Genomic DNA, 26,457 nt, shown 5'->3' on the forward strand with positions numbered 1-26,457 from the left:
TGCCCGCGCGGGGCCTCCGTGCGCTCAGAACCCCGCGAGTAGCCCGGCGCCGAGGGAAGCGCTCGGACGCGGAGATCTCAGCGCGCCGGCGAGCGGGTGGTCGACGAGCCCGAGCGCGGCGAGGACCTCGGCGTGGGTATAGAACGAGAGCGTGTCGTTGAGCGCGAGCTCGATCCCGCCGCGGAGCCCGAGCGCCATGAACAGCAGGGACACGTCGGTGGCGGGGGCGGCCCGATCGCCGACCTGCGCGACGCCCATCTCGACGAGAGCGCATGTGACGAGCAGGTCGACCGTGTGAAGGCACGGAGCGAAGGCGCCGCTCGTGTGCGTGCGCGGGTACGGCGATCGCGCTTTCGTGCTCCCGCCGGGGCTCGGGGCGTACGGACTCGACACCTCGCCGTGTTCGAGCGCGCTCGGCTTCGAGACGACGAACGTGCCCCGGCTCTCCAGCGAGAAGGAGAGGCTCTGTGACCAGCGAACCCTGACGAGCAAGGAGGCGCCGCCGAACAGCCCCTCGGGCACCCCGAGCCCCGCTATGGCGCCGATGCCGACCCGCGCCGAGCTCCACGGCTCGCCGGGCCTGCTCGCGGGCTCCGGGCGCGCCGGCGCGATCTCCGGGCGAGGCGGCGCGGCGGGCGCTCGCTTGTCGCTCGCGAACGGCGTCAGCGTGAAGGAGATCGCGACCGCGACGGTATGGGTGAGCTGCTCGCAGGCGCCGTCTCCGTGCGAGAGGTCAAAGCCTCGGCCGGAGACCCGCCCGTCGGCGTTCCGGTAGGTCGTCGTCGCGACGACGTGGGCGCCGTGAGGCCTGATCGCGACGTCGACCTCCTCGGTCGCGTCCTCGCGGAAAGGGTCGTACCCGACGCGCAGCCGGATCCGCTCGCGCAGCGCGCGCTCTCCAGGGCACGAGGCCGCTTGCGCATCCTCGCTGTAGCGCAGCCGCAGCGCGCGGCGTGCCGGCTCCGCCGCGCGCGATGGCGCGCTGAGCAGCAGAGAGGCGAAGACGATCATGCAGAGAAAGGAGCGTGCCATATCCCCGGTCAGCGGCTCCGCTGGACGAGCCATCCGTGGCCGCCATGAAGCGCTCTCGAGGCAAAGCACGTCAAGAGCTCACGTCGTCTCTCTTCGCGATCCCGGCTGGCGTCAATTGACGTGATAATCGAAGCTCGTGAATGGTAATGGCCGCGAAATCACGATTGCGCGAGAGCGGGATCCGGATCCGTGACGAGCGTGACCATTCGTCCGTATGCACGCAGGCAGCTGACCGGCGCGGAACATGAGAATCCGTCGGGGTTCGTGGCAATGCAGACACGTTGTCTGCAATGGCCTGCGCGCGGCGGGCATGCTCCACCGGCCGCGCGGACCTCTCGGTCAGCGCCGTGCGCGATCGATCTCGTTGGAGGGGGAGGGAGGGGGCGAGGGGGAAGGGGACAGCGAGCGGTCAACCAGCGCTGACGCCGGCGCTGGCGCCAGCGCGCGAGGCGAGCCGCGCGAGGTCCTTGGGATCGCTGACGCGGACGAGGATGACGGTGATGTTGTCCCGCCCGCCGCCCGCGTTCGCCTTCTCGATGAGCGCCTGCGACGCCTTCTCGGGATCGGGCTCGGCGAGCAGGATGTCGCGGATCGCCTCGTGGGTCACCATCTTCGACAGGCCGTCGGAGCAGAGGAGGTAGACGTCTCCGGGGTGGGGCCGGGCGATGATCAGATCGACCTTGACTGCGGGGGAGATTCCGATCGCCCGGCTCAGGTGGTTCGCCATCGGCCCGGTGATCCCCGCGGCGCCCATCGTGTGATCGGTGGTGAGCTGCGTCAGCTCGTTGTCGCGCAGGCGATAACAGCGGCTGTCGCCCACGTGGCCGATGTAGAGGCGCTGCTTGTTGGGCGAGAACCGCGCGCTGACGAGGGTCGTGCCCATGCCCGTGAGGCTCCGCTCGGCGTGGGCCCGCTCGTAGATCGCCTGGTTCGCTTGCTGGATCGCGACCGCGAGCTCGCTGCCGCGACGAGGGACGTCGGGGTAGGGGCTCTCCGCGTCGCTGTCCACGAACGACTGATCCTTGAACGCGTGCGCGATCGTGTCGACCGCGAGGCGGCTGGCGACGTCGCCGCCCGCGTGGCCGCCCATGCCGTCCGCCACGGCGAACAGGTAGTGCTCGTCCAGGCAGAGGTAGCAGTCCTCGTTCTTCTTGCGCTTCTGACCGGGATCGGTCTGGCCGACGGCGCTGATGAGCAGGAGCGGCGACGAGCTGGTCGGCTCGTCGACGGCGGCCTCGTCGTCGTAGATGATGGGGACGGCGGACGGCTCCTCGCGCTCGTGCCCGTCATCATCGTCATCGTCATCGTCGTCGTCGTCGTCGCCGCCGTACGACGGGACGCTCGCGCGTTTGATCGTGCTCTGCAGCACCTCCGGCGGCGCCAGCGTGATCAGCGTGAGGTCGTCGTCATCGTCGTCGAACGCGTCGTCGTCGGAGCGCGATGGGCCGTTCGAACGCTTCCAGTCGGCGCTCGAGACCCGCTCGGTGCGGCCGTGACCTCCTGCGGTCTTCGCGTGGGCGCTCTCGCTCGCGGGCGTCCCGCCCCGCAGCCCTGCTGCGCCTGGCCTCGTCGTTGAATCTTCGAGATCTCCCTCCCCCTCGTCGAGGGCTTGGGCTCCTGGGCCCCCCTGCGTCGGCGTCGTCGCCGCGCGAGGACGGGCCCGGTCGCCGTTGTTTGAGCGAAAATACCAATAGATCAGCCCAAGAAGGGCGATTCCCATGACAAGGGCGGCTGCGAGATCGGCCATGTCCCGGCGACCAACGTAGCAAAGGCGCGCCGCGTCTCCGAGATCAACGTGCAGGGGGACGGAAGACGGCGATCGATCCTGGTCGACCTTGACCTGCGGGGCTCACACTGCAGGGGCGCACCTTGGGCACCACCCGGCGCAGGGAGCGCCACCTCACCCCGCCGCAGGGCTCGCCACCCCGTGACGGGCGACCGCTGCAGAGCGCCTCGCCCAGAGCAGCGCGCCTCGCCAGGAAGAGGCTGCGCCTGGCGGGCCGTGCGCGCTCACCCGGGGCAGGCCGTGCGGATGTTGCTGCGCTGCGGCAGGTGCGCGCGAGAAACGAGGGCCTTCACAGCGGCGGCTGCCGCTCGCTCGCCAGGAGGCCCGCTGCGAGCCGCGCGCCCGGCGTGCGTCCGCCGCAAACGAACCCACCGAGCGGAGCGGGTTGCCAGTGCTGCTGGTGCTGACTAGTCTCCGCGCCCGCATGAAGCTCGCCCACACACTTCTCCAGACACCTCGCATCGTTGGCGTGGGCCTCGCGGTCTCGATCGTGGGCGGGCTCGGGGTCGTGGGCTGCTTCGTCGAGGGCGAGGGCCTCCCGCCGCCGATCGAGGGGTTCTATTACCCGACGGGCCTGGCGGCGTCTCCCGGGGGACGGGTCCTCTACGTCGCGAACTCGGACTTCGATCTCCAGTACAACGGCGGCACGGTCCAGGCGCTGGATCTCCAGCGGCTGCGCAAGCGGGCGCTCACGCTCCAGTCGGAGCTCGCTCCCGGCGGGCAGGACGCCAGCGTGCGCGGTGCGTGCAATAACGTGGGGCTGGCGACAAACGCTGCGCCGTCGCTCTACCCGGGGCCGTGCGGGCCGCTCGATATCTCCGCCCTCGAGGGCGACGACGAGGTCGTCCGGAGCTCGGCCGTGATCGGCGCGTTCGCGTCCAACCTCCTCCTCGTGCACAGGCCGCTCAGCGGCGAGGGCGCCGACCCCGGCGCGGAGCGGCAGGCGCGCCTGTTCGTGCCCGTGCGCGGCGACCCCTCGGTGACCTTCTTCGACGTCGCCGACGATCGGTCCGACGACGCCGGCGCGCAGCGCTGCGAGGGCGATGCCTGCTTCCAGCTGGACTGCGGCGCGAGCGCGGCGGGGGGGCGCTGCAGCAGAGATCACCGCATCGGGGAGGACCCGGGCCAGGAGCTCATCCGGCGCAAGCTGCCGCTGGAGCCGTTCGGGATCGCCGCCGGCCCGGGCGGGACGAGCATCGTCGTGTCGCACCAGACCGAGAACGCCGCGAGCGTCATCGTGAACCGCTGGGAAGCGAACGAGCGGCCGCAGCTCGCGCACGTCCTCACGGATCTCGCCTTCGGGCCGACGGAGCTCGCGGCCGTGCCGCGCCCGAGCGTGCTCGGGGCGCTGCAGCAGAGCGGGTGGGCGATCGACGACCAGCCCCCGTTCGCGGTCACGTACCTCGCGGCGCCGGAGCTCGGCCTGCTCCGCTATCAGGACGCCGCTTCAGGCGGGGCGCCGCGCCTGAACGAGTCGACCCCGACGCCGATCACCGCGCTCGCGAGCGGCACCGACTCCCGCGGGATCGCGTTCGACGCGAGCGAGCGGCAGGCGTGCGAGGACGGCTGTGCGGATGACGCAGACGTGGTCGAGTGCCTCGAGCGGTGCGTGGAGATCCCGATCGCGGTGTACGTGGCGCATCGCGGCCCGAACTCACTGCTCATCGGCGAGCTGACGACGACGCTGGTCAAGAAGGACTCGGACGTCCCCGCGGCGAAGCGGGCCTCGGTGTTCGACACGATCGCGTTCCACGACGCCGCCGTGCTCGGGGCCTACCCGTCTCGGATCGAGATCGGCGAGGTGATCGACCTGGAAGGCGTGCCTCGCCGCAGGGTCTTCGCGCTCGCGTTCGACACGGGGCTCGCGTTCTCCTACGACCCGGAAGCGCGCCGCCTCGACCCCCCCATCAAGACCGGGCGTGGACCGCAGGCGCTCGCGTTCGACACGGGTTCCACGTGCGGCGACGAGAAGGAGCGCTGCGAATGCGAGCAGGGCAGCGCCGGCTGCGAACCCTATTCCCTCATGTACATCGCGCATTTCACCGACTCGTACCTCGGCGTTGTCAACCTCGACATGCGCAAGACGAACACGTTCGGAACGATGATCCTCACGGTGGGCACGCCCGTCCCGCCCCGGGAGTCCCAATGAAGCTGCGCGCCGCGCTCCTCGCCTCCACCTCCGCCCTGGCGCTCGCCGGGTGCGCCGCGGAGGCCACGCCGGTCCCCGTCGAGGCCCTGGCGCAGTCCGGCCGCAGCGCCTTCGTCTGCCTCGCCATCGACCGGCCGGATCCCGACAAGCCGGGCGTGATGCGCTCGCTGCCGATCACGGACTGCTCGTACGGCACCGTCGAGTCGTCCACCGACTACGAGGTCGACGCCAAGGACGGGGGCAGGGCCACGCTCCCGCACCTCTACGGCCTCGTCACGCAGACTACGCACGGCGAGGTCGCGCTCGTCGACCTGACGACCGAGTCCTCGCTGATCGTCGATCGGGACACGGGCACGCCCGCCCCGAGCTTCCTCCCGGTCGGCGCGCAGCCGGTCGACATCGTCGCGACGCCGGGGGGGACGGCGTCGTTCGTCGCCGTCGCCGAGCCGGGGCGCGCGGGGATCTACGCGCTTCCGTCGGCGAAGGTGCTGCCGCGCGAAGGCTGCCCGGTCCCGTCGCTCAGCTCCTGGCCGGCCTGCTCGCTCCCCTCGGCGCCGGGCGAGATGGTGCTCCTCGCCGACCCGCCGGATACCAACGGCAACGTGCGGAGCTCGTGTGACGCCGGCCCCCCCCCGTACGACGTCGAGCCGACCAAGCCTGGCGACCCCGGCGCGTTCGTGGACGATGTCTGCGCCACCTCGAACGGGAGCCTCGCCATGGAGGGCGGCGGCCGGCAGAAGCTCCTCGTGACCCTGCCCGATCTTGGCGGCTTCGTCGTGATCGACGCGCAGAAGCTCCTCGAGCACGAGGACTACAAGGACGGCGGCTTCAAGGCGTGCGAGGTGGAGCGGTGGGTCCCTCTCCAGGTCGCGCTCCCGCCGGCCGTGCCGCCCGACGAGCCGCCGCCCGAGGAGGCGTCGCCCGACGAGGTGTCGTGCTCTCAGCCGGCGGTCGCGGCCAGCCCGGAGCAAGCCTTCGACAAGGCCCGGCCCGCGGGGCTCGCGCTCTCCGGCGACCGGCTGTTCATCGCCGATCTCGACGCGCCGGTGATCCACGTCGTCGACCTCCCGACGCCCTGCGAGCCGCGCGAGCTGCCCTCGCTGCTGCCCGCGTCGACGCTCGACCCAGGGCGCGTCGTCACGACGAGGCGCCTCGCGGTGAGCCAGGCGTCGCCCCCCGAGTTCAACCGCTATCTCTACGCGGTCGACGCCGGCGACGGCAGCGTGATGGTCTTCGACGTCAGCGACGACGTCAGCGACGACGCGTCCGGCCGGTCGCCGCTCTCCCGCGAGAATCCGGACTGGAACCCGTTCCAGCCGCCCGACCGCATCCGCCTGCCGGCGCCTGTCCGCGATCTCGCGATCGTGCAGCGCGAGGTCCCGAGGAGCCTCCCGGCGACGGGCGTGGTGCCGAGGGGGATCCGGTGCAGCCCCCTCCCGGAGCTCAGGACGTGCGACAGCAGCGTCACGTCGTGCGACCTCGAGACGCTGTACCGCACGTCGACCGATCGCGACTCCGGCGCCGGCCCGCTGAAGCTCCGGGGCACGTTCGCGTACATGGCGCTCACGAACGGGCAGGTCGCGATCGTCGACATCGACGACCTCGACGCGGCCTGCCGCGGACCCGAGCGCCAGAGCGTCCGCGCGGGCTGCGACGCGGACGCTTCGCCGAGCAGCCCGCTGCTCGAGACGAGCGGCGAGGCGTCCTGCAACGTCGTCCTCCCGCACGCTGTCCGCTCGGAGACCTACATCGTGGCGAGCGACGGCTCCGGCCAGCTCGAGCCAGGCGTGCAGGGCCTGCCGATCCTCTACGATCGCAGCGGCGCGGTCGTGCCGCTCTCCGGGGAGAGCCCGAAGATGCGCGCCACGTTCCCGTCCGAGGGGGCCGCGCCTGACCTCGCGCTCGCGGTGGGGGTGCAGCGCGAGGTGATCGCGTCGAGCGACAGCGCTGAAAGCGAGCTCGACGAGCGGGGGCTCGTGCTTAGGTCCGGCGGGCCGCAGCACGCGCTGACGATGAACCTCGAGGACCCGCGGGTGCACATCGCCAACGAGACGTGGAACGTGACGTACGAGGGGGTGCTCACGTCGATCACCCGGGCCTCCGTGGCCTTCGACGAGAACCTCCACCTGAGGGGCACCGACGCCCGCTTTTGCCGCCGCGGCGTGCAGAGCCTGACCAGCGTGAAGGCGCAGCTGAAGGCCGCGGGCGTCCCGGAGGACGAGGACGGGACCCGCGCCGGGCAGCTCGCCGACTTCGCGCAGATCACGTCCGAGCTTCCGGACGAAGATGCGACCTACTGGAAGAGCGTCGACCCGGCCGTCTGCTCGTTCGACACCTGCAACGCGAAGTACGGCAGCGTCATCACGTCGCGCCCGGCGCTCCGCATCGTCGAGGCCTACGAGGACCACCTCGAGCTCGAGCCCAGGAATGAGGTCGAGTTCGCGGCGTGCTGCTTCGCCGGCTCGGTGCAGCTCGGCATCCGCGCCGGAGGCCAGTGGGTCGTCCGGAGCAACGGCGCCGGCTTCCTGCACCACGTGATCGCCGATCCTGCGGGCGGCTATTGCCGCAACTCGTGCGACACGCGCCTCTCGCGGTTCAACGGGCGCGTCGTCCATACGCCGCGCGACGGGCGCGTCACCGACGGTGATGTGGGGGCGTTCATCAACCCGATGTTCCGGTTCGCGGTCACGGGCGGCGTGCCCGAGCAGGACATGCAGTTCCGCTTCACCACCCAGGGGGCGTTCACGCCGCTCGCCCTGGACCTCGCGGACATCAGCAACACACCGGAGCTCCAGCCGCAGTCCATCCAGCTCGTTCCGGCCACGGGCCAGCTCGCCGTCACCGACGGCTCGGTCCAGGGCCTGTTCCTGCTGAGCTCACGCGACGTCGCCGTGACGCGCCGGTACCGCTGAGCCACCTGCCGGCCCCGCGGCATTGCGGTTTCGGCGCCGATATTTCCACGAAAACAGCGGAACAAACGCGCGAATCCCGCGTAGACCTCACCGGCGGTCGAGACTAAGACGCCGGCGATGCAGCCGTCCGAGCAGCCTGCGGCCAGGAAGAAGCTGACCCCGGTGATGCGCCAGTACGAGGATGCGAAGGCGCTCCACCCCGACGCCATCCTCTTCTTCCGGATGGGCGACTTCTACGAGATGTTCAACGACGACGCGGTCCTCGTGTCGCGCGCGCTGAACCTGACGCTCACGAGCCGCAACAAGGGCGAGCCCGACGAATCCCCGATGGCCGGCGTCCCGCACCACGCGGCGCACGGGTACATCGCGCGGCTGCTCGCGCTCGGCCACAAGGTGGCGATCTGCGAGCAGTGCGGGGATCCGTCGAAGATCAAGGGGCTCGTGCCGCGGCAGGTCGTGCGCGTCGTCACGCCGGGGCTCGTCACCGAGACCGAGCAGCTCGACGCGCGCGCCAACCACTACCTGGCGGCGGTCGACGGCGGCGGCGTGCCCCGCGGCGACGCCCTCGGAGCGGGGGGGCCCTACGGCCTCTCGCTGCTGGATCTCTCCACCGGCGAGCTCTCGGCCACCTCGGTCCCGGACGCCGCGACGCTGCTCGCGGAGCTCGCCCGGGCGGATCCGCGCGAGGCGCTCATCGCCCGGGACCTCCCGGACGTCCGCGCGGCGGCGGCCTCGCTCGCCTGCCGCGCGGCGCTGCGCGACGACGAGGAGCTCGACAGCGCGCAGGTCGCGTCGATCCTCGACGACGCTGCGATCGAGCCGATCTCGGCGGCGACGCTGGCCGAGCACCCGCTCCCGGCGGTGCGCGCCGCGGCCCGGGCGCTGCGCTTCGCGCGCCGCTGCAGCCCCGGCGCGCGCATCCCGGTGCGCCGCATCGCCCCGCACGACACCTCGGGCACGCTGCGCATCGACGAGACGGCCCAGGCGCACCTGGAGCTCGTGCGCGCCGCGGACGGCGGCCGCCGCGGCACCCTGCTCGACGTCATCGACTGCACGGTCACCCCGGGCGGCGCCCGGCTCCTGCGCCGCCGCCTGCTCTCGCCGCTCGCCGACCTGGCCGGCATCCGCCGGCGCCTCGACGAGGTGGAGCTCTTCGTCTCGCACCCGCGCGCCCGCGGCGAGCTGCGGCAAGCGCTCGGCGGCGTCGGCGACCTCGAGCGCCTCAGCGTCCGCGCGCTCCTCGGCGAGGCCACGCCGCGCGACCTCGGCCTCCTGCGCGACGGCCTCACGGCGGCCCCGGCGGCGATCGCCGCGGTCCGGTCGATCCCCGACCTCGGCAAGGCGGCGGCGCGGAGCGACGACGGCGCCGCTGCGCGGGGCGAGGAGGGCGCTGCGGCCGGATCGAGCTCCGAGCCGCTCCTCGCCGAGGCGGCGGCGCTGGATGTCGTCGCCGACGTGTGCGCCGAGCTCACCGCCGCGTTGATCGAGCGGCCGCCCCCGAACACGCGCGAGGGCGGCATCTTCCGTGAGGGGTACGACAAGGAGCTCGACGACGCGCGCGGCGTGGAGAAGAACGCGACGGAGCTCATCCTCGCGCTCGAGGCGAAGCTGCGCACGCAGACGGGCGCGCCCTCGCTCCGGGTCAAGTACACGCGCGTCTTCGGCTGGTACATCGAGGTGACGCGCGCGCACATCGCCAAGGTCCCGGCGACCTTCCGCCGCAAGCAGACCGTCGCGACCGGCGAGCGCTACACGAGCGACGAGCTCGACGAGCTCGCCGACAAGATCGAGCACGCCGGGGCGCGCGCGCTGGAGCGGGAGACCGCGCTCTTCGATCGGCTGCGGGCCCTCGTCGCGAAGAGCGAGGGCCGCCTCCGCGCGCTCGCGCGCAAGCTCGCGGCGTGGGACGTCGCCGCCGCCCTCGCCGACGTCGCCCACCGCAACGACTACGTGAGGCCGCACGTCACGGCGGGCGAGGCGCTCGCGATCCGCGACGGCCGCCACCCGGTGGTCGAGCGCTACGCGGCCGCGGGGCACTTCGTGCCGAACGACACCCGCCTCGATCTCTCGGGCGAGCGGCTCTGGCTGATCACGGGCCCCAACATGGCGGGCAAATCGACGCTCATGCGCCAGGTGGCGCTGATCGTGGTCCTCGCGCAGATGGGCAGCTACGTCCCGGCGCGCGAGGCGGAGATCGGCCTCGTCGATCGGATCCTCTCGCGGGTGGGCGCGAGCGACAACGTCGCGCGCGGCGAGAGCACGTTCATGGTGGAGATGCGGGAGACCGCCGAGATCCTCCGCGACGCGACGCGGAGATCGCTGGTGATCCTCGACGAGATCGGCCGCGGCACGAGCACGTACGACGGCCTCGCGATCGCGTGGGCCGTGGCGGAGCACCTGTTCGACGCGATCGGCTGCCGCGCCCTGTTCGCGACGCACTACCACGAGCTGACGGAGCTCTCCGCGCGCGCGCCGGGCATCGCGAACTACTCGGTCGCCGCGCGCGAGCACGGCGACGACGTCATCTTCCTCCACAAGCTCGAGGCGGGCCCCGCGAGCCGCAGCTACGGCGTGGCGGTCGCGCGGCTCGCGGGTGTCCCCGAGGGGGTGCTCGCGCGCGCCCGCGCGATCCTCGCGACGCTGGAGTCGGGCGCCGCGCTGCCGGGCGGCAAGCACGCCTCCCTCCGCGGCCGCACGCGCGGCGGCGCCGCGCAGCTCGACCTGTTCGCCCCCGCGCAGGCCGCGGTGCCGCCGGAGCAGTCGGCCGTCATCGAGACCCTGCGCGCCGTGGACGTCGATCGGCTCGCGCCGCTCGACGCGCTGCGGCTCGTGGCCAAGCTGAAGGGGCTCCTCGGCGGCGGCTGACCGCGGCGGCTCAGTCCGGCGGCGCGATCTCGCGGAGCTCGGTGCCGCCCGCGTACCCGTAGCTCACGAACGAGTCGAACCCCGTCACGAGCAGCCCAACGGGCGCGGAGGCCGTGAGCCAGTGCACGCCGTCGCGCTGCATCCCGGGCAGCACGTTGTCCGGCGCCTGCCGCGCCGGATCGATCGCCGCGAAGCTCAGCTGGCAGCGGTAGACGACGAACGACGGCGCGCCGCCCCCGCGCTGCTCCTCCGTGAGCCCGTCCGCAGGCGCGATCTCGCACTCGTCCGGCCCGAGCGTCGCGTCGTCGAGCCGCACGACGGCCGACCGCGGCGCGACCACGGAGATGAAGTCGAACGCGTACTTGTCCGGCGTCAGGAACACGTAGTCCGGCCGGAACTGCTCGATGGGCGGCAGGATGATGAGGCTCGGGTCTCCGCCTGGCAGCCCTTGCTTGACCCCCGTCGCGTTCTGGCTGGCCATGATCTGCGACACGATGACCGGCTCGGAGCTCTCGATCATGAAGTCGCCCCACGCCGTCACCTCGCGGAAGTCGCCCAGCGCCGACAGCGTGATCCGATCGTCCGGCGGCGGCAGGGTCGTCTCGATCACGGCGCCCTTGCCGCTGGCCGCCACGATCCTGACGTACTCCGGCTCGGGCACGGCCTCGATCCGCGCGCCGGCCTCCTTGACGGTCAGCGACCGGCTCGGCGTGTGCGGCACCGCGAACCGCTTGCCGGCGGTCCGGGTCGGATCGAGCTGATCCTCCAGGTGGTCGGCGCAGCAGCGGCGATCCGCGAGCACGTCGAAGTGCGGCGCGTCCGAGGCCTCGCTTCCGGTGAAGACCGCGATCGGCTGATCGGCCTTCACGATCGATCCGGTGAAGTCCGCGTTGAACCCGCCGCTCTCCAGGTTGAGCACGTCGAACGCGCCGAGCTTGACCTCGATCGACCCGCCCTCCGGCGTCTCCGGGACGGGCCCGCCCCCGACGACCCTCGCCGTCGTCGTCACCTGCACGGTCGTCCCTTCGCGCGTCCCGACGATGGTCAGGAACGCCCGAAGGTCGATCGGGTTCTGCGGATCGAAGTTCGTGTCCGGATCGTCCGTGACCGCGATGGTCTGCGGCCACCCTGTGACGACGTACGCCGTCGCCATCGCGCCCGGGCTGTACGTCAGCGCCTCGCGCGGCTTCAGCAGCGAGGCGTCGTTGGAGAACACGTTGGCGTTCTCCAGCGGGTTGAACTGGTAGGCGACGATGGGGAACTTCGACTTGATCTTGAACGCGTGCCGCGTGAGCGCCGTGTGCGTGCCCGTGTTGTACTCGCCCTCCGGGCTGCCATCGACCTCGCGCGGCCCGAGCTTGAACACCTGGAGATAGAGCGGCGCGATGAGCGCGCTCGCGATCTCCACCGGGGCGGGCTCGTCGCCCGGCGCGCCGTCGTCCTGGAAGATGTGGATCTCGTTCGGCACGTCCGGCTGCGGGTTCGAGACCACCACCGCGAACTGCTGCGCCGCCGCGTTTCCGGTCGCGTCGATCCGCGCGTTGTCCAGATCGACCGCCCAGTACTCGCACCCCACGTTGCTCCGCTCGAGCTCCGCGACGGCGCAGAGCTGCTGGCAGCTCCCGCTCCGGCACGCCTCGCCGGCCTCCGTGTCGCACGTGTCGATCACGCGGCCGAAGCTGCCGTCCGCGTCGCAGACGACGACGTCCTGCTCGCGGCACGAGCGCGCAGCGGGCACGCATGGCCGGCAGCCGAGCTCGGGCGACGCGCACACGCGCCCTTGAGCGGCGCAGTCGTCGAGCGTCACCCAGGCCAGCCCTGCGCCGGTCTCCTCGCAGCGCGCGAGCTCCGCCCCGCAGCGCACGTCGCCGGCCGTGCAGAGCGGCGGCTCCTCCGGCCGCTCACCCCACCGCGTGCCGCTGTCGAAGCAGCTCGGCGCGAGCCCGAGCCCCGCGGCGACGGCGACGAGGGCGGCTGCAGCGTGCCGCGATCGGGCGCGGCGTCCTGGCTTCCGTGCGCGCGTCGGCCTGCGCGCTCGCGTCGGGTGGGGCGGGGCGCTCATCACAGGTGCGCGTTGAAGCTGTCGAGGGAGTAGGCCGCCATCCCTGCCGGCTTGAGCTGCCGGTAGACGAGCTTGCCGTAATCGAAGCCGTCGATCCGCGCCCCGTACACCCCGATCGTGAGCGGCCCCGGCGGCAGCGCGCCGTGCTCGAGCCCGAGCTGCCGGAGGTCCGGCACCTCGACGGCGTGCGACCCTGCCGGCACGGCCACCGTCCACCGGATGAGGCCGTTTCCGCTCGCGATGTCGTAGACGCTGAGATCGACGGGCGCGCCCGCGCCGAACGAGGTCGCGAGGTGGGACCCATCCCAGGCGCTGTTCTGCGCGGGCGCCTCGAGCGTCGGCACCCCCACGAAGTCGCCGATGTGCACGGGCTCGCTCGTGCTGGTCGAGAGGACCCGCCCGACGACGGACAGCGGCGCGAGCCCGGCCTGGCCGGTCACCGCGCGCGCGGACGAGTGGTAGCTCGCGCCGAGCAGGTCGCGGGCGAGCGGCGGCACGCCCACGAACGTCAGCCCCCCGTCGAACGGGATCAGCGGGCTCTGTGCGCCGATCGGGAGCGTCGCGAACCCGTCGTTGCCGATCATCAGCGACACGTTCGCCTGGATCCGATCCGGCCCCTTCGGCCCCTTCGCCGGCGCGCTGACGTCCATCGAGAGGGCGTGGTCGAGCGGCTGATTGATCCGCACGAACACCTCCCTCGTCCACTCGTTCGGGAGCACGGGGATCCCGCGGACCACGCCCATGGCGTATGCGGTGAACCGCGGCGGGGTCGTCGAGCGATCCTCGAGGCCCGCCAGCGCGTAGATCGTGCGGTTGCCGGGCGCGACGTACATCGTGAACCCGTGCCCGAGCTCGCCTGACGTCTCCGGCGTGAGCGCCTGGAACTCGGACGGCAGCCTGAAGGTCGCGAGAGGATCGGCGCCCGTCGTGAACAGGTACGCCGCCTTTCGCTCGGTCTCGCGGCGCGGGCTCGGGATGTTGCCCCACGCGACGCTCCCGGGGTCCAGCGACGTGTCCCAGACGAGCTCGCCCTCGATCGCCCCCGCGCTGCCGACCTTACCGCCGACCGGCGGGGGCGGATCGCCGGACGCGCCGCACGCGGGGGTGAGCACCGGATCCAGGTAGACGGTCACCGTGTCGACCGGCACGTCGACGAACGAGATCGGGCTATGGCAAGTCGCGGCCACGGTGACGGTGCGCGGCGAATCGAGCGACGCGTCCTCGATCACCGCGACGCCGGACGCGTCGACCTCGATCGGGGAGGTCGTGTCGGTGCCGACGACGACGCTCGCTCCCGGGATCGGATCACCCGTGAAGTTGTTGTAGACGAGCACCTTCAGCCGTCCGGCGAGCGGCGCGCCGCTGAGCCCGCCCTTGTAGCCGTTCTCGCTGTCCTCGTAGGTGTAGCCGTCCAGCACGAGGATCCTCTCGCCGCCGGTCGTCACCGAGATCGTCTTCGCGCCCGGCGTGCCCTGGGGCACCGTGCACAGGAGCCGCGTCGGCTCCTGGACGGCGAGCGACGTGCACGGCTTCTGATCGATCTTCGCGACCGTCGTCTCGTTCCAGCGCGTGCCCTGGCCGACGAGCTCGATGGTCGTCCCGCCGGAGATCGGCCCGCTCGACGGGGACGCATAGAGCGCGTCGTACACGTAGCCGCCCGGCAGCGTTCGTCGGGTCGACGTGTCATCGCCGTTCTGCACGGCGAGCTCCACCGGGCCCGCCGCGCCCGGCGGCGCCGCCACCTGGACCCGGCTGGGATCGATGGGCACGATCGCGGACGGATCGACCTCGACGTCGCCGAACCAGACGCGGACCTGGGAGCTGAAGCCGTTGCCGTGGAGCAGGACGCGCTGGCCTCCGTTGAACGGCCCGTGCGTCGGGTCCGCGCCGAGCAGCGCGTGCGGATCGCCGCCGGGCAGCCCTGCGCCGGCGGACGATGACGTCGACGTTGTCTGCGGGTCCACGCCGAAATCGCCGCCATCGCCGTCGGTTTGCCGGCGGATGCCCTCCGGCGCCGAGGCGATGCAGGCAGAGACGATCGCGAGCCCTGCGCAGACCGAAGCGAAGCGTGCGGTAAGAAAGCCTCGTGATGCGGTTCGCACGAGGCGAGTGTACGCCATCGCGGATGCCGGGCCACGGCGCGCCAGGAGCGTGGCCCGGCGTTCCCGTGCTCCGCGCCGCGTGGTCCCATCGGCGCAGCTGACGCAACGAAGGCAACTGCGCGGACAACCGCGCGGAGACACACGCAAACACACGGAAATTGTGCACGCCGAGGTGGCGGCTTCATCGCTTGACAAGCGAGGCGCCTCGGGGTAGCAAACCGCCCCCCTTCTTGCGGTCTCGTGACGAGGGGGACAGCGGAGGCCGAATCCTCGCCTTCGCTGCCGCAGAACCGAATCCACACGCTCTCCTGGCACCCACGGCATTCCGCGGCCCGGTGCCCCAGCAGCACGGACGCTCCTGTCCGCGCATGGGGTTGGTCGCGGGAGGGGGAGCGGCGGACCAACCGAAAGGGCACTGCCGTGACCGATACCAGCTTCTCCGCATCCGTCCCCGCGGCCGACACCATGCAGGCCGCCGCCCCCCAGCCGGGGGATTTCCCGCTTCCGCTCCGCTCGCTGCTCGACGCGGGCGTGCACTTCGGCCACCAGACGAAGCGCTGGAACCCGAAGATGCGGCCGTTCATCTACGGCGCGCGCAACGGCATCCACATCATCGATCTCGATCAGACGACGCGGCTCTTCAAGCGGGCGTACGACTTCCTGACCGACGCCGTCGGCCGCGGGGGCCACGTGCTGTTCGTCGGCACGAAGCGCCAGGCGCAGGACATCGTGCAGGAGGAGGCCCGCCGGTCGGGCATGTACTTCGTCACGAACCGCTGGCTCGGCGGCACCCTGACGAACTTCCGGACGATCAAGCAGGGCCTCGATCGCCTGCGCACCCTCGAGCGCATGAAGGAGGACGGCACCTACGAGCAGCTGCTCAAGAAGGAGGTCGTCCGCCTCGAGAAGGAGCGCGAGCGGCTCGAGAAGTACCTGGGCGGCCTCAAGGGGATGGGCGGCCTCCCGGCCGCGATCTTCGTGATCGATCCGCACCAGGAGTCGATCGCGATCAGCGAGGCGCGCAAGCTGAACGTCCCGGTCGTGGCCATCACGGACACGAACTGCGACCCGGATCTCGTCGACTTCGTCATCCCTGGCAACGACGACGCCATCCGCTCGATCCGGCTGATCACCGCCCGCGTCGCGGACGCGTGCGTCGAGGGCGCGCAGCGCCGCAAGGATCACGGCGAGGGCGGGCAGCAGGCGGCGGGCGGCGGTCGAGGCCAGCGCGACGAGATCAACGTCTACCAGGGCGGCCGCGGCGGCCGCGGCGGCGGTCCGCGCCAGCAGCAGGCGTCGTAGCGCGGCGCGAGCCGCAACGGAGCGGCCCAGCGCTCGGGCGGCGCGGTGACGACGACGTCGCCGCTCGACTGGGCGGTGTGGCAGCCGCGCGAGAGCAGAGAGGGCGCAGGGACAGAAATGAAAATTTCACGCCTCTGCGCCTTCTGTGCCTCTGCGGTTCGACCCGCCCTCGCTCGGGCCGTTCGTGCAACAGCAGTCGGACGTGTGGTGAACGGGGGCCGCTCGGAGCGGCCTCTTCCTATCTAGGTTCCAGGTTGAAGGAGAAAGAGCCATGGCCGGCATCAATGCGCAGGCGATCAAGGAGCTTCGTGAGCGTACCCAGGCGGGGATGAGCGACTGCAAGAGCGCCCTCACGGAGGCCGAGGGCGACATGGAGAAGGCGGTCGAGATCATCCTGAAGAAGGGTCTCGCGAAGAGCGCCAAGCGGGCCGGCGCGTCCGCCACCGAGGGCGAGGTCCGCGCGGTGGTCGCGGCCGACCGGCGGAGCGCGACGATGGTCGAGGTCAACATCCAGACCGACTTCGCCGCCCGCAACGACGCGTTCCGGCAGTTCGTCGGCGACGTGCTCGCGGCGGTCGAGAAGGCGCCCGACGGCGCGGACGCGGCTCAGCTCTCGATCGGCGGCAAGTCGATCGCCGACACGGCCACCGAGCTGACCGCGCGCATCGGCGAGAAGGTCGCGGTGCGCCGGTGGGATCGGGTGTCGATCCCGGCGGGCAAGCACGGCGTCGCCCACGCGTACGTGCACCTCGGCGGCAAGATCGGCGTGCTCGTGGCGGTCGAGGCGTCGAGCCAGGCGGTGGCGGAGCACCCTGCGGTGCAAAAGTTCGTCGACGAGACGGCGATGCAGGCCGCCGCGATGAGCCCGCTCGTCCTCCGTCGCGACGAGGTCACGGCGGAGCTGAAGGCCAAGCAGCAGGAGATCTTCGAGGGGCAGCTGCGCGAGGATCCGAAGCCGAAGCCGGAGGCGGCGTGGCCGAAGATCATCGAGGGCAAGTTCAACAAGTGGTACTCGGAGGTCGCGCTGCTCGAGCAGGAGTCGGTGGAGGCCGCGTCGCGCGGCGAGGCCGGCCAGACGATCGAGAAGCTCCTCCAGGCGGCGTCGAAGGCGGCCGGCGGCGAGCTCAAGCTCACGCGCTTCGTGCGGTATGAGCGCGGCGAGGGCATCGCCAAGAAAGAGGACGACTTCGCCGCCGAGGTGGCGAAGATGGCCGCGAGCTGACGCGGTCCGATGCGGGGGCGCCTCGCCGCCGTCTCGATCGACCTCGACGAGGTCCCGAACTACTTCGCCATCCACGGGCTCGCCGTCCCGGATCGCTCCGGGGCGGCGGCCGCGCTGAGCGCCGTCTACGACACGGCGCTCCCGCGCATCGCTGATTTCGCTGCTTCCCACGGCATCCCCGTCACGCTGTTCGCGATAGGCCGCGACCTCGCGCGCCCCGAGAGCGCCGTGGCCTTGCGCGCGCTGAGCGACGCTGGCCACGCGGTCGAAAACCACTCGTACGGGCACCGCTACGACCTCTCGCGGCTCCCGCGCGCCGCGATCGCGCGGGAGGTCCTGCTGGGCGCCGAGGCCATCGCGGAGGCGGTCGGCCGGCGTCCGACGGGCTTCCGTGCGCCGGGGTACACCGTGAGCGACGCGCTGTTCGACGCGCTCGACGCCGTGGGGGTCGCGTTCGACTCCTCGGTGTTCCCATGCCCGCCGTACTACGCCGCGAAGGCGCTCGCGATGGGCGTGCAGCGGGTGAAGGGCAGGGGGTCGTCGGCGATCCTGGACACCCCGCGTGTGCTCGCGGCGCCCCGCGGGCCGTACCGGCCCGGGCGGCCGTGGTACCGCCGTGGCGGCCGGCGCTTCGTCGAGCTGCCGATCCAGGTGACGCCGGGGTTGCGGCTGCCGGTCATCGGGACGAGCGTCGCGCTCGCGGGTGCGGCGGGCGTGCGGCTCCTGGCGCGCGCGTGCGCCGGGGAGGCGCTCGTCAACCTGGAGCTGCACGGGATGGACTTCCTCGACCGGAGCGACGGCCTCGAGGCGCTGGCGCCGTACCAGCCGGAGCTCCGGGTCGCGCTGGGCAGGCGGCTCGAGGCGTTGGGGGCGTTCGTGGAGGAGCTTGCGCGGAGGGGAGCGAGCTTCGTGCGGCTGGACGAGGCGAGCAGGGAGCGCGGGCTCATCGCGTGACCCGGGGTGTCGACGTTGGGGGTCGAGCTCCTCGGGACCATGCTCGATCCGGAAGACGATCGATCCCTCGCGACCGCGCGCGACCTGACCCGCCAGGCCGAGGCGCTCCTCGGCGACACGGCGGAGGACTGCATGAGCCGCGCGCTCGCGGCGGCGGCGCGCCGCGTGCTCGCGCGGCGCCTCGCCACCGATCAAGCGCTGCCCTTGGCGCGGAGCGCCCGCGGGCCCGGGCCGTCGCGACGTGATCCTGCCCAGCGCAGTTGCCAGCTTTCCTTGCGTTGACGCCCTCCCGTAGCCTCTCTTCTCATGGCCACTTCCAAGACCAAGAAGCCCGCGCCGGCGGCATCGCCGGCCGAGGTGCCGATCAGCTCACCCGCCACCATCACCCTCGACGCGCTCGCGAGGGAGCTCGGCCCCGCGGATGGCGCGTTCGCCGCGCGCACGTACGCGGGCATCCCCGAGGAGGACCTCGTCGCCGAGGGGACGCGCATCGACTCGCAGAGCCTCATCGATGACGCCCCGCACTTCGTCGCCTCGGCGCGGCGGATCCTGGGCTCGCTGTCCGAGGCGCAGCGCGGCAAGGTGCGCATGCCGGTGGCGCTCTTGCCGCTGCTCGTCGCCGAGGCGGGCAGGCTCCAGGCGATGAAGCGGTCGCACGACGCGGCGGAGACCGAGGCGGCCGGCGCGAGGGCCGCGCTCGAGGTGCAGGGGCGGAGCGCGATGCGCGACGGCATCGGCGAGCGCGACCTCTGCTACGACGGCCTGCGCAACGCGCTCGGCGCTCGCCGCATGGCGCGGGTCGACGCCGTCGTGGGGCGCGCGGACTCCCCCGAGAGCCTCGCCAAGGGCCTCGAGGCGCTCGCGAGCTTCATCGACGAGACCCGAAGGGCCGATCCGGCGCAGGACGCGAGGCTCCTCGAGGACTACGGCGTCGGCGCCGAGTGCGCGGCGGCGCTCCGTGCCACGGCGCAGCGGGTGCGCGGCGTCGCCAGCGTCCAGATCGCCGCGGGGCGGCGGGTGACGCAGCGCGCGCTCGATCTGCAGGACGGGAGGGTCGCGGTCGTGATCGAGAAGATCCTCCGCGCCTTCCGCGCGGCGCGCCGGGTCGACGGAACGATCCTGGTCCCCGAGCTGAACAAGGCCGCATGGATGTTCGAGGCCCGCTCCGGCAGCTCCGGCAAGAAGGCTCCGCCCGCCGGAGAGAAGCCCTCGTCCGGCGCAGAGACGCCCCCGGCCGCCATCGGCGGAGCGCCGGGCGCCGCACCGCCGGCGCAGGGAGAGACCGCGCCGATCCTCGGCGCCGACGGCTGAGCCTCATCCCCCAGGACCACGGGCGGCGCCGCCCGTCGCCGACGCTCTCAACGGCCCGTCTCCGCGCCTTCAGCCCGCGACGAGCCGCCTCGCGACGACCATCCCGAGGACGCCGGCGAGCAGGCAACCGACCAGCGTGATCGCGATGTTGGCGAGCCCCACGGCCCACGACTTGTACTCGATGAGCCGGATCGTCTCGTTGTTGAAGCTCGAGTACGTGGTGAAGCCGCCCATGACGCCGGTGCTCAGGCTGAGGCGGAGCGTCGGCGACAGGAGCTCCGTCGTCGCGGCGACCTCTCCGATGGCGCCGAGCAAGAACGACCCGATCACGTTGACCGCGAGCGTCCCATAAGGAAACTCGGCGCCGAAGCGCTGCTGGCACCACGTCGACAGCCCGTAGCGGGCGAGGGTCCCCGCTGCGCCACCGAGGCCGATCCAGAACCACCGATCCATTCGTTTCACCTCGTCGCACGCGTCGCGATCACCGTGTCCGGTGGCGGTGCCCTTGCGTTCGCCCCGCCGCTGACTCGACGCTCGCGCGGGTGAAGCGCCGCGCGCCTACGCGGCCTACTCCGCCGCCTTCCTGAACTCGATCACCTGCCCGCCCTTGCTGTCCGCCAGCGCAGGCCGGTTCACCCGCGACACCTCGTCCGTCGCCACCCCCGACGCCGCGATGAACTGGCGCGCCTGCTCGTTGTCGCCGTGCGCCAGCTCGTCCGGCGTCCCCGACGCGACGACGCGCCCCTGGATCACGAGGAACGCCTGGTGCGCGATGCGGAACGTGCTCGCCATGTCGTGCGAGATCACCACGCTCGTCACCTTGAAGCGCGCCCGCGTCTCCTCGATCAGGTCGTCGACCATCCGGCTCGTCAGCGGATCGAGCCCGCTGGTCGGCTCGTCGTAGATGAGGATCTCGGGCTCCAGCATCAGCGCGCGCGCCAGGCCCACGCGCTTGCGCTGCCCGCCGGACAGCTCCGACGGCATCCGGTCCTCCTTGTTCTCGAGGCCGAGCGAGTTCAGCATGCCCACGACCTTGTCGTGGATGTCCCGCTTCGACATGTGCTTCCGGTGCTCGCGCAGCGGGAACGCCACGTTGTCGAAGATCGTCAGCGAGTCGAGCAGCGCCGCGTACTGGAACACCATGCCGAACCGCTGGCGCATCCGGTTCATCTCGAAATCGTCGAGCGCGCCCATGTCCACGCCGTCGACCCAGATGTGACCGGTGGTCGGCCGCTCCAGCCCGATGAGCAGCCGGAGCAGCGTGGTCTTGCCAGCGCCCGACCCGCCGATGATCACCGCCGTCTCGGTCCGCCGGAGGTGCATCGTGATGCCGTGCAGCACCTTCGTCGCCCCGAACGATTTCTTGATGTCGTCGACGAAGAGGTGATCCCCCGGCTGCCACCCCGGCGGCATGTTGCCCACCTGCTGCGCCTCCGGGGGGGCCCCTCGCGGGGGGGGCTGGCTGGGCGGCCTTCTCGACATCCGCACAGTACGGTACCACGGAGGAGGCCCCGCAGGACGCCGATCGCCTTGCATCACAGTAAGGGCGAGCACGTGCTTGACGCGGCAGGGCGCGGGACGGAAACGTTGCTCATGACCGACGACCTACTCAAGGCAGCCCTCGAGACGGCAGAGGCGAAGACCGACAAAGACGGCTGGGCCGAGCTCCCTGAAGGGCGCGTGCTCACGATCTACGCCGCGCACGACGGCGTGTCGCTCCCGGTGACCAAGATCGAGGCCGTGTCGAGCGCGGGCGGGCTCCTCAAGGCGCGCAGCACCAAGGGCGAGACGTTCGTGCTCGCGCTGAAGGACGTGTTCGCCATCGCCCTCGACGGCGGCGGCAAGGGAGCCCAGGCCAGGAAAGCCGGCTTCCTCGGCTGATCGCGACGACCTTCGATGGCCCGATCGTCGAGAGCGGGAGGAGGTCCTGCGGCGCGGTCCGCCCAGCGGGCCGTCGACCTCGCGCTCGCCGAGCTGCAGCGCCGGTTCGGCCTGGGCCGCAGCCTCGCCGCCCCGGGCTGGGTGCGCGAGCGGGTCCTCGCCGTGCTCAGCGCCGTGGCCGCGCGCCACGGCGTGTCGCCGCTCGCGGCCGCCGAGCGGCTGCGGGACGACAGGGAGGCCATCGAGGAGATCGTCAGCGCGCTCCGCGTCGGCGAGACGCGCTTCTACCGCGACCCGATCATCTGGGAGGCCATCGCCACCTCGGTGCTGCCCAGGCTCCCGCCCGACCTGCCCATCGCCGGCCTCTCGGCCGGGTGCAGCACCGGCGAGGAGGCCTATACCCTGGCGATGGTGCTCGCGAGCGCGGGCCGCCGCTTCAGCGTGCTCGGGGTCGACCGCGCCGCTCCGGCGATCGAGGCGGCGCGCGAGGCCGTCTACTCCGCCGAGGCCGTCGACCAGCTCCCCCCGTCCTTCGTTCAGCGCTACTGTGAAGAGAAGGGCGGCGCGCTGCACGTCGGCCAGCAGCTCCGCGACGTCGTGTCCTTCGAGGTCTGCGATCTGGTGCACGCCGTGCCGAGCGGCGGGTTCCAGATCATCTTCTTCAAGAACGTGCTCCTGTATCTCGCAGAGCCCGCCGGCGACGCGGTGGCGCGCCGCCTCGCGGCCGAGCTCGGCCCGGGCGGGCTCCTGTTCTCTGCCGCGACCGAGGCGCCGCGCCTCTGCGGCGCCGGCCTCACGCCGGTCAAGGTGAACGCGCACGTCACCGCCTTCCGCGCCCCGGGCGCCTGAGAAAGCAGAACGACACCGCATGAGCGTCGACCTCTCCCCCACGTCCAGGCCCAGCGGGCTCGTCGAGCTCCGCGCCGCCTATGCGCGCGAGCGCGCCGAGCTCGATCGCACGGCGCCGAGCGGCTCCACGCCGGCCGCGGACCCGGCCGCCGTCGGGGTCGCCCTGGGGCGGCGCCACGCGCGCCTGCTCGACGATCTCCTGGCGCGCCTCTTCCACCTGCTGCGCGAGTCCGGCGGGCCCAGCCGCAAGGAGTGGGACTCGGTCGCGATCGCCGGGGTCGGCGGCTACGGCCGCGGCGCGGTCGCGCTGCGGAGCGACCTCGATCTGCGCATCCTCGCCCACAACGCCCAGCGCGCCAGCGCCATCGCGGACGCGCTGCTCTACCCGCTCTGGGACATGGGGGTCGCCGTGGGGCACCAGGTCGTCACCATCGACGACCTCATCGACGGCGCGCGCGAGGACCTGCCCACCGCGACGAGCCTGCTCGACTGGCGGCACGTCGTCGGCGACGCGTCGCTGTCGGAGTCGCTCTGGCAGCGCGCCTCGTCGGGCATCTTCGCGCACTCGGAGCTGCCCCGCTTCATCGAGCGGCTCGGGAAGGAGATCTCGCAGCGGCACGAGCGCTTCGGCGGCTCGGTCTACCTCCTGGAGCCGGACGTGAAGAACGGCGCGGGCGGGCTGCGCGATCTCGACGTCGCCCGCTGGGCCGCGAAGGCGCGCTACGGCGTCGGCGAGTTCGACGCGCTCGTCCGCTTCGGCGCGCTCGTCGCCCGCGAGGCGGAGGAAATCCGGAGCGCCGCGGAGATGCTCTGGCGCATCCGCAACCTGCTCCACGCCCACTCCGGGCGGAGGACCGACCGGCTGACATTCGACGAGCAGGAGCTCTGCGCGGGCGCGCTCGGCTACAGCAAGGGCGCCGGTCCGGCCGACGCCGGCCGGAAGGGCGCGCCGCCCCCCGACGAGGCCGCCGTGTCGCCCGAGGCGATCGAGCGGATGATGAGCGACTACTACCGGAGCGCCCGGGCCATCTCGCGCTCCCTCGACATGATCGTCTCGCGCGCCACGCCGACGCTGACGCGGCGCCGCCGCCGCGACGAGGAACTCGGCGCCGGGGTCCGCCTCTTCGACGGCTGCATCACGATGAGCGATCCGGATCTGCTGAGGACCGATCCGGCGATCGCGCTGCGGCTCGTCTCCGAGGCCGTCGAGCGCGGCGTGCCGCTCTTGCCCTACGCGCGCGGCGCGATCGTCCGCGCCGCCGGCGATCCGGCGTTCTGCGCGGCGCTCCGCGAGAGCCCCGAGGCCGCCGAGCGGTTCCGGACCCTCGTCGCCACGTGCAAGGAGACCGAGCTGCAGAGCGGCTCGGTCGTCCGCGAGCTGCACGACCTCGGCCTCCTGCTCGCGATGATCCCGGAGTTTTTGCCGGTCGTCGGGCGCGTCCACCACGACGTCTACCACGTGTACACGGTCGACGTTCACTCGGTCGCCGCGGTCGATCGGCTGGCGGCGCTCGTGCGGGGCGAGCTCGCGGGCGAGTTCGGGCTCGCGTGCCGGCTCGCCGCCGAGGCGACGCGGCCGACGATGCTGTTCTTCGCCACGCTCCTGCACGACGTGGGCAAGGCGATCGGGGGCACCGATCACAGCGGGCGCGGCGCCGAGATGGCCCGGAAGATCCTGGCGCGGCTCGGCTTCCCTCAGGAGGACATCGACGAGGCGTGCCACCTCGTGCTGAAGCACCTCGTGATGTACCTCATCGCGACCCGGCGCGATCTCGATGATCCCGCGACGATCTCGGAGTTCTGCCACGAGGTGCACGGCCGCGAGGGGCTGCGCGATCTCTACCTGCTCACGGTCGCCGACATCTCGACCACGAGCCCCACGTCGATGACGTCGTGGAAGGCGCGCATGCTCGACGAGCTGTACCTCTCCGCGGACAGGGCCCTGCGCGGCGCGCGCGAGGACGCGGGGCCGTTCGACATCGACGACCAGCGCATGGCCCGCGCGATCAGCGGCACGGTCGGCGCCCTCGAGGACCTCCCGGCCGCGAGCGAGGCCGAGCGGCGCGCGCAGCGGGACTTCCTGGCCCGCTACCTCGCGTCGATGCCCGAGCGCTACCTGCTCGCGAACAGCCCGGCCGCGATCGCCGCGCACTCGGAGCTCGCCCGGCAGCAGCAGTCCGGCGGCAACAGCGTCTCGGTCGCGCTCGTCCCGTCGCGCCACCCGGAGGCCGCGGAGGTCTGCGTCGTGGCGCCGGATCGCCCCGGCTTGCTCGCGGCGATCACGGCCGCGCTCGCGGCCTCGCGCCTCGAGGTCCACGCGGCGCAGATCCACTCGCGCGCGTGCGACGACGACGGGATGGACGACGGCGGCGTGATCCGCGCGAGGGCGGGCTCGTCCCCGCCGGCGGGCGTGCGCCTGCAGGCCGTCGACCTGTTCTGGGTGCGCGACCGCGGCGAAGGGGTAGGGGGGGTGGCGCGCGCCATCCCGAAGCTCGTGACCGACATCCAGGCGGTGCTCTCGGGGCAGCTCTCCGGCGCCGAGCTCGCCAAGAAGCGCCGGGGCGGCGCGCTGCGCGAGCGCCCGACGCCGAAGGTCCGGACGCAGATATCCATCGACGATCGCGCCTCGCACCACACGGTGATCGAGGTCCTCACGCGCGATCGCCCCGGCCTCCTGTTCGCGATCTCGGACGCGCTCTACCAGCTCGGCCTCTCGATCTCGGTCGCCAAGATCAACACGGAGGGGACGCGTGTGGCCGACGTGTTCTACGTGAGCGAGGCGGACGGGACGAAGATCGCGAGCGGCAAGCGGACGCAAGAGGTGGAGGAGCGGCTGCACGCGGTCCTCCAGGGCCTGGACGGCGAAGGGAGTGTCGGATGAACGAGAGGTGGTTTACGCGCGCGGTGTGGACGGCGACGGCGAGGCTCGCCGCGCAGCGGGTCCTGGCGGCAGCGGCGCTCGCCGCGTGCGTCGCGGCGTGCGGGGGGGCGCAGGAGCCCCAGCGCGACCCGCTCCTGGCCGATCCGCCCGAAGGCAGCGACGCGGCGGCCTCGAAGGGCGCGTCGTCCACGGCGCTGGACCGGGGCATCGCGTACATCAAGAACGAGAAGTACGAGGAGGCGAAGCAGCACCTCCTCCAGGCGATCGAGCACGAGCCGGGCAGCGCCGAGGCGCACTACTACCTCGGCCTCGCGAACGAGAAGACGAACGATCGCGCCGGCGCCGAGGCGTCGTACAAGAAGGCGCTCGCGAGCGACCCCAAGCTCGAGGCCGCCGCCCTGAACCTGGCCGCGCTCTACCTGGACGAGCCGCCTCGGCCGGACGAGGCGATCGCGGTCCTCTCGAAGGCGATCGAGCAGGCGCCGGACCGGGCGGCGCTCCACCAGAACCTGGGCTACGCGTACGGGCTGAAGGGCGACGTCGCGAACGCGAGCAAGCACTACGAGGCGGCGCTCAAGGCCGAGGACACGGCCGCCACGCGCTTCGCCTACGGCGCGATGCTGTTCGAGGCGAAGGTGCTCGACCGGGCCGCGGCCGAGCTCAGGAAGGCGCTCGCGGCGACCGGCGACGACGTGGCGACGATCGCGACGATCGGGCGGATGCTCGGGCCGGCGAAGGCCTACGCCGATTGCGTGGCGGCGTTCGACCGCGCGATCAAGCTGAAGCCGGAGGCCGAGTTCCACGTGCGCCGCGGGACGTGCCGCCACGAGCTCGGCGACGAGCCGGGGGCGCGCGCCGACTACCAGGCGGCGATCAAGGTGGACCCGCGGTTCGCGGCCGCGCACTACTACCTCGGCCTGTCGTTCCTGGCCGAGCGCAAGCCGCAGAGCGCGATCGCCGCGCTCACCGAGGCCGGGAAGCACGGCGGCGACACCGAGATCGGCAAGCGCGCCCGCGCCAAGGTGAAGGAGCTCAGCGCCAGGCTGAAGTGATGCGCGGCCGCGCGCCAGGCCCGCCGCGCTCGCCCGCCTGCGCGCCGCCACCGCCAGGGGCGCGCCTGCGCGGGCGGGCGAGGGGCCGGCCGCGCAG

At 72.4% G+C, this 26,457-nt stretch carries 18 protein-coding genes; 12 read left to right on the forward strand and 6 right to left on the reverse strand.

Annotation, left to right across the window (positions count from 1 at the left end):
• Positions 1-24: 24 nt before the first annotated feature.
• Complete coding sequence (locus tag WMF39_RS17400) at positions 25-1,032, reverse strand: hypothetical protein (RefSeq protein WP_437746612.1); 1,008 nt, start codon at positions 1,030-1,032, stop codon at positions 25-27.
• A 409-nt stretch (positions 1,033-1,441) separates the two neighbouring features.
• Positions 1,442-2,779 carry a PP2C family protein-serine/threonine phosphatase gene (locus tag WMF39_RS17405; RefSeq protein WP_437746613.1) on the reverse strand — a complete coding sequence of 446 codons (1,338 nt, stop codon included), beginning with the start codon at positions 2,777-2,779 and terminating at the stop codon, positions 1,442-1,444.
• 439 nt (positions 2,780-3,218) lie between these two features.
• Between WMF39_RS17405 and WMF39_RS17410 the strand changes: the two genes are divergently transcribed.
• The 3 genes from WMF39_RS17410 to mutS all read left to right on the forward strand — a co-directional run bounded on the left by WMF39_RS17410 (position 3,219) and on the right by mutS (position 10,744).
• Positions 3,219-4,967 (forward strand): hypothetical protein, encoded by a 1,749-nt coding sequence (locus tag WMF39_RS17410; protein WP_437746614.1) that lies wholly within the window; start codon positions 3,219-3,221, stop codon positions 4,965-4,967.
• Positions 4,964-7,879, forward strand: a complete 2,916-nt coding sequence (locus tag WMF39_RS17415) for a hypothetical protein (protein ID WP_437746615.1) — start codon at positions 4,964-4,966, stop codon at positions 7,877-7,879. The genes WMF39_RS17410 and WMF39_RS17415 overlap by 4 nt, the downstream gene beginning before the upstream one ends.
• A 117-nt stretch (positions 7,880-7,996) precedes the next feature.
• On the forward strand, positions 7,997-10,744 hold the full coding sequence (mutS, locus tag WMF39_RS17420; protein ID WP_437746616.1) for a DNA mismatch repair protein MutS: 2,748 nt from the start codon (positions 7,997-7,999) through the stop codon (positions 10,742-10,744).
• 10 nt (positions 10,745-10,754) lie between these two features.
• Here the strand turns inward: mutS and WMF39_RS17425 are convergent, their stop codons facing one another.
• Positions 10,755-12,806, reverse strand: a complete 2,052-nt coding sequence (locus tag WMF39_RS17425; RefSeq protein WP_437746617.1) for an IgGFc-binding protein — start codon at positions 12,804-12,806, stop codon at positions 10,755-10,757.
• Positions 12,806-14,908: an IPT/TIG domain-containing protein gene (locus WMF39_RS17430; RefSeq protein WP_437746618.1), complete on the reverse strand. Its 2,103-nt coding sequence runs from the start codon at positions 14,906-14,908 to the stop codon at positions 12,806-12,808. Before WMF39_RS17430 ends, WMF39_RS17425 begins: the two co-directional genes overlap by 1 nt.
• A gap of 465 nt (positions 14,909-15,373) precedes the next feature.
• On the opposite strand from WMF39_RS17430, the gene rpsB reads away from it, so the two are divergent.
• From rpsB to WMF39_RS17455, 5 genes are all read left to right on the forward strand, one after another.
• Positions 15,374-16,210, forward strand: coding sequence for a 30S ribosomal protein S2 (gene rpsB / locus WMF39_RS17435; RefSeq protein ID WP_437719550.1), 837 nt, complete (start codon positions 15,374-15,376; stop codon positions 16,208-16,210).
• Between the two features lie 271 nt (positions 16,211-16,481).
• A complete protein-coding gene (gene tsf, locus WMF39_RS17440) occupies positions 16,482-17,432 on the forward strand; it encodes a translation elongation factor Ts (RefSeq protein ID WP_437746619.1) in 951 nt (316 codons plus the stop codon).
• Positions 17,433-17,441: 9 nt separating this feature from the next.
• Entirely contained in the window at positions 17,442-18,386 is a 945-nt protein-coding gene (locus WMF39_RS17445) for a polysaccharide deacetylase family protein (RefSeq protein ID WP_437746620.1), read from the forward strand.
• 6 nt (positions 18,387-18,392) lie between these two features.
• Complete coding sequence (locus WMF39_RS17450) at positions 18,393-18,668, forward strand: hypothetical protein (RefSeq protein ID WP_437746621.1); 276 nt, start codon at positions 18,393-18,395, stop codon at positions 18,666-18,668.
• 24 nt (positions 18,669-18,692) lie between these two features.
• Complete coding sequence (locus WMF39_RS17455; RefSeq protein WP_437746622.1) at positions 18,693-19,697, forward strand: hypothetical protein; 1,005 nt, start codon at positions 18,693-18,695, stop codon at positions 19,695-19,697.
• A 69-nt stretch (positions 19,698-19,766) separates the two neighbouring features.
• Here WMF39_RS17455 and crcB read toward each other — a convergent pair whose 3' ends face one another.
• Together crcB and WMF39_RS17465 are read right to left on the reverse strand one after the other, a co-directional pair.
• Positions 19,767-20,150, reverse strand: a complete 384-nt coding sequence (gene crcB, locus WMF39_RS17460) for a fluoride efflux transporter CrcB (RefSeq protein ID WP_437746623.1) — start codon at positions 20,148-20,150, stop codon at positions 19,767-19,769.
• A 114-nt stretch (positions 20,151-20,264) separates the two neighbouring features.
• Positions 20,265-21,110, reverse strand: a complete 846-nt coding sequence (locus tag WMF39_RS17465; protein WP_437747993.1) for an ABC transporter ATP-binding protein — start codon at positions 21,108-21,110, stop codon at positions 20,265-20,267.
• Positions 21,111-21,290: 180 nt separating this feature from the next.
• Here WMF39_RS17465 and WMF39_RS17470 point away from each other — a divergent pair, with 180 nt between their 5' ends.
• The 4 genes from WMF39_RS17470 to WMF39_RS17485 are packed head-to-tail and all read left to right on the forward strand — an operon-like array spanning position 21,291 to position 26,360.
• Positions 21,291-21,578, forward strand: coding sequence for a hypothetical protein (locus WMF39_RS17470; protein WP_044965043.1), 288 nt, complete (start codon positions 21,291-21,293; stop codon positions 21,576-21,578).
• A gap of 15 nt (positions 21,579-21,593) precedes the next feature.
• Positions 21,594-22,427: a CheR family methyltransferase gene (locus WMF39_RS17475; protein ID WP_437746624.1), complete on the forward strand. Its 834-nt coding sequence runs from the start codon at positions 21,594-21,596 to the stop codon at positions 22,425-22,427.
• Between the two features lie 19 nt (positions 22,428-22,446).
• Complete coding sequence (gene glnD / locus WMF39_RS17480) at positions 22,447-25,308, forward strand: [protein-PII] uridylyltransferase (protein ID WP_437746625.1); 2,862 nt, start codon at positions 22,447-22,449, stop codon at positions 25,306-25,308.
• Positions 25,305-26,360 (forward strand): tetratricopeptide repeat protein, encoded by a 1,056-nt coding sequence (locus WMF39_RS17485; RefSeq protein WP_437746626.1) that lies wholly within the window; start codon positions 25,305-25,307, stop codon positions 26,358-26,360. The genes glnD and WMF39_RS17485 overlap by 4 nt, the downstream gene beginning before the upstream one ends.
• Positions 26,361-26,457 lie beyond the last annotated feature (97 nt).

The organism is Sorangium sp. So ce1504, from assembly GCF_051521635.1.
GTDB lineage: Bacteria > Myxococcota_A > Polyangia > Polyangiales > Polyangiaceae > Sorangium > Sorangium cellulosum_B.